The sequence below is a fragment of the Bradyrhizobium sp. SRS-191 genome (assembly GCF_024586915.1).
Lineage (GTDB): Bacteria > Pseudomonadota > Alphaproteobacteria > Rhizobiales > Xanthobacteraceae > Bradyrhizobium.
On record NZ_JANBVS010000046.1, the window covers coordinates 1 to 2,894 of the forward strand.

The window sequence follows — 2,894 nt, forward strand, 5'->3', positions numbered from 1 at the left end:
CAGGACCTCGACCCGGGCGCCCTCGACGAAGCCCAGCTCGATCAGCCGGCTCTCGAGCTCGATGTCGGACAGTGCCGAGCCCACGTCCTTGGCGGACAGGTGCTGAATGACCCCGGTATAGCCGCGTTGGGCCAGACCCAGCGGCATATGCGAACGCGTCTCATTGGTGTCGGTCATGCCCTGTATTTTCAATGCAGGGCATCGAGGTCAAGCGCGCCTGCCGGCTGAAGCTGCACCTTAGAGCGATTTTAAAGTGCGGCTCCACAGATGCGCTGGGACAAGAGGCCGTGGCGCTTACTGAGCCGCGACCTTGTCCGGCTGGGCGGCCATGGCGCGGCTCTTGAAGTAATCGAGCACGAACAGCCGGATCGCCGAGGACAGATTGCCCTGCTGGCGGTTTCCGTCGATCTCGCCGACCAGTTCGGACAGCGTCATGTTGCGCAGGCCCGAAATCTCCTTCATGCCGTTCCAGAACGCCTCTTCCAGGCTGACGCTGGTCTTGTGTCCGGCCACCACGATCGATCGTTTGACGACGGGCGACTTCATGGCTGCTCCTCGCGATCGATCTGATGCCTGTCCAGGTGCTCCTTCGCCTGGTCCGCTTGCGCCTGCTCCGCCGATCGCTCGGCCTTCGTGCGGCCGAACTTCGCCCGGTTGGCGTCCGCCTGCTTCGCCGACGCTTCCCGCTCGGCGCGCTTCCTGAAACGGTTCAGGTTGATGACGTTCCTCATGCCGCGTCTCCATCATCCGCTCCTTTTCAAGCCGGATGAAACTTTCAGAAACAGGGTGCCTCGTTGCGCCCCGAAAGACTTGATCGCCATTCGCTCGTCCTCGTCAACCGGCCGCTCGGGCCATCAAACGATGAATTACGCCCCGTCATGGGGAGGGGGCCTGCGTACCACGCCCCGCGACCCAAACATTGACGGTAATCAAATCCCGCCCCTCAGGCCCCATATTTGTGACCAGCGCACCTCCGTATCATTACGGATGGTTATCGAAATTCAGCCGGGCCGCGTCATCTTCTCCGGCTGCACCAGGCGGTCGAACTCGTCGGACGAGACCAGGCCGAGGCGGAGCGCCTCCTGTTTCAGCGTGGTGCCGTTGGCGTGGGCGGTCTTGGCCACCTTGGCCGCGTTGTCGTAGCCGATCTTCGGCGCCAGTGCCGTCACCAGCATCAGCGAGCGCTGCATCAGCTCGTCGATCCGCTTCTCGTCGGCGCGAATGCCGTCGATGCAATGCTCGGTGAAGGAGCGCGCCGCATCCGCCATCAGGCGGATCGAGTGCAGCATGTTGTAGGCCAGCACGGGCTTGTAGACGTTGAGCTCGAAATGGCCCTGGCTGCCGGCGACCGTGATCGCGGTGTGATTGCCGAACACCTGGCAGCACACCATGGTCATCGCCTCGCATTGGGTCGGATTGACCTTGCCCGGCATGATCGAGGATCCCGGCTCGTTCTCCGGCAGGATCAGTTCGCCGAGCCCCGAGCGCGGGCCCGACCCGAGCAGGCGGATGTCGTTGGCGATCTTGAACAGGCCTGTGGCGACGGAATTGATGGCGCCGTGCGCCAGCACATAGGCGTCGTTGGACGCCAGCGCCTCGAATTTGTTGGCGGCGCTGGTGAAGGGCAGTTTCGTGATGGTGGCGACGTGCTTGGCGAACAGTTTTGCAAAGCGCGGTTTCGAATTGAGTCCGGTGCCCACCGCGGTGCCGCCCTGCGCCAGCGGATAGAGCTCCTTCACCGCGATCTTGAGCCGGGCGATGCCGCTCTCGACCTGCGCGGCGTAGCCTGAGAACTCCTGGCCGAGCGTCAGGGGCGTCGCGTCCTGGGTGTGGGTGCGGCCGATCTTGACGATCTTCGCGAACGCCTTCTCCTTTTTGCGCAGCGCGCGGAGCAACTCGGCGAGGGCAGGGACGAGATCGGCGTTGATGCGGCTCGCAGCCGCGATATGCATCGCGGTCGGAAAGCTGTCGTTCGACGACTGGCTCATGTTGACGTGATCGTTGGGATGCACCGGCTTCTTGGCGCCAAGTTCGCCGCCGAGCAGCTCGTTGGCGCGGTTGGCGATCACCTCGTTGAGGTTCATGTTGCTCTGGGTGCCGGAGCCGGTCTGCCACACCACCAGCGGGAAGTGATCGTCAAGCTTGCCCTCGATCACCTCGCGCGCGGCGCGGATGATGGCGCCCGCCCGGCGCTGGTCGAGCAGGCCGAGTTCGCGATTGGATTGCGCGGCGGCGAGCTTGACGATGCCAAGCGCATGCACGAGCGCGATCGGCATGCGGTCCTGCCCGATGCGGAAATTCTGCCGCGAGCGCTCGGTCTGCGCGCCCCAATAGCGGTCCGCGGGAACCTCGATCGGACCGAAGCTGTCGGTCTCGATCCGGGTGGCAGGGCGTGAGGGAGCTTTGGCCATGAGCACATCCATTCTGCCGCGCACGATGTCGCGCGGTCTCTTCATGTGCTCATCTATAGAGGCTGTCGCGCCGGCGCGACCGTCTTGGCCTTCAGACTAGATCATTTCTTGCGGAATCGATCGAGCCGCACGACCTCCGCGCCGCCCTGGCTCGGCGGGGTCGGGTCTTCGCTCGCCTCGGTCGTTTCGGCGGCCGGTGCCGGCACGGCAACAGCCGTAGGTGCCGGAGCGGCGGGCAAAGTCTCGGACGCGACTTCGGTGACGTCCGAGGTGTCGAATTGAAGGCCGAATTTCACGGACGGATCAAGGAAGCTCTTGATGGCGCTGAACGGAACGATCAGCCGCTCCGGAATTCCGCCGAAGGACAGGCCGACCTCGAAGCGATCCTCGAGCACGGTCAGGTCCCAGAACTGGTGCTGGAGAATGATCGTCATCTCTTCCGGATATTGCGCCAGGAGCCGCGGCGACAGTTTCACGCCTTCG

The 2,894-nt window shown here is 64.0% G+C and carries 5 protein-coding genes; all 5 read right to left on the reverse strand.

Annotated features, from left to right (window positions below):
- Positions 1-177 (reverse strand): ferrous iron transport protein A (locus NLR35_RS33630; protein WP_257170843.1); only part of this gene is annotated, 177 nt, incomplete at its 3' end.
- Between the two features lie 117 nt (positions 178-294).
- On the reverse strand, positions 295-546 hold the full coding sequence (locus tag NLR35_RS33635) for a ribbon-helix-helix domain-containing protein (protein WP_257170839.1): 252 nt from the start codon (positions 544-546) through the stop codon (positions 295-297).
- Positions 543-731, reverse strand: a complete 189-nt coding sequence (locus NLR35_RS33640; RefSeq protein ID WP_257170840.1) for a DUF4169 family protein — start codon at positions 729-731, stop codon at positions 543-545. Before NLR35_RS33640 ends, NLR35_RS33635 begins: the two co-directional genes overlap by 4 nt.
- Positions 732-1,001: 270 nt before the next feature.
- A complete protein-coding gene (gene fumC, locus NLR35_RS33645) occupies positions 1,002-2,423 on the reverse strand; it encodes a class II fumarate hydratase (RefSeq protein ID WP_374940879.1) in 1,422 nt (473 codons plus the stop codon).
- An 89-nt stretch (positions 2,424-2,512) separates the two neighbouring features.
- Positions 2,513-2,894, reverse strand: a 382-nt coding sequence (locus NLR35_RS33650; RefSeq protein ID WP_257170842.1) for a ClpXP protease specificity-enhancing factor SspB, incomplete at its 5' end; no start/stop codon positions are given.

What these genes read in the sequence shown, in the direction of transcription:
- NLR35_RS33635 (WP_257170839.1), bottom strand. Translation starts at nt 546, where the DNA reads ATGAAGTCGCCCGTCGTCAAACGATCGATCGTGGTGGCCGGACACAAG.
- NLR35_RS33640 (WP_257170840.1), bottom strand. Translation starts at nt 731, where the DNA reads ATGAGGAACGTCATCAACCTGAACCGTTTCAGGAAGCGCGCCGAGCGG.
- fumC (WP_374940879.1), bottom strand. Translation starts at nt 2,423, where the DNA reads ATGGATGTGCTCATGGCCAAAGCTCCCTCACGCCCTGCCACCCGGATC.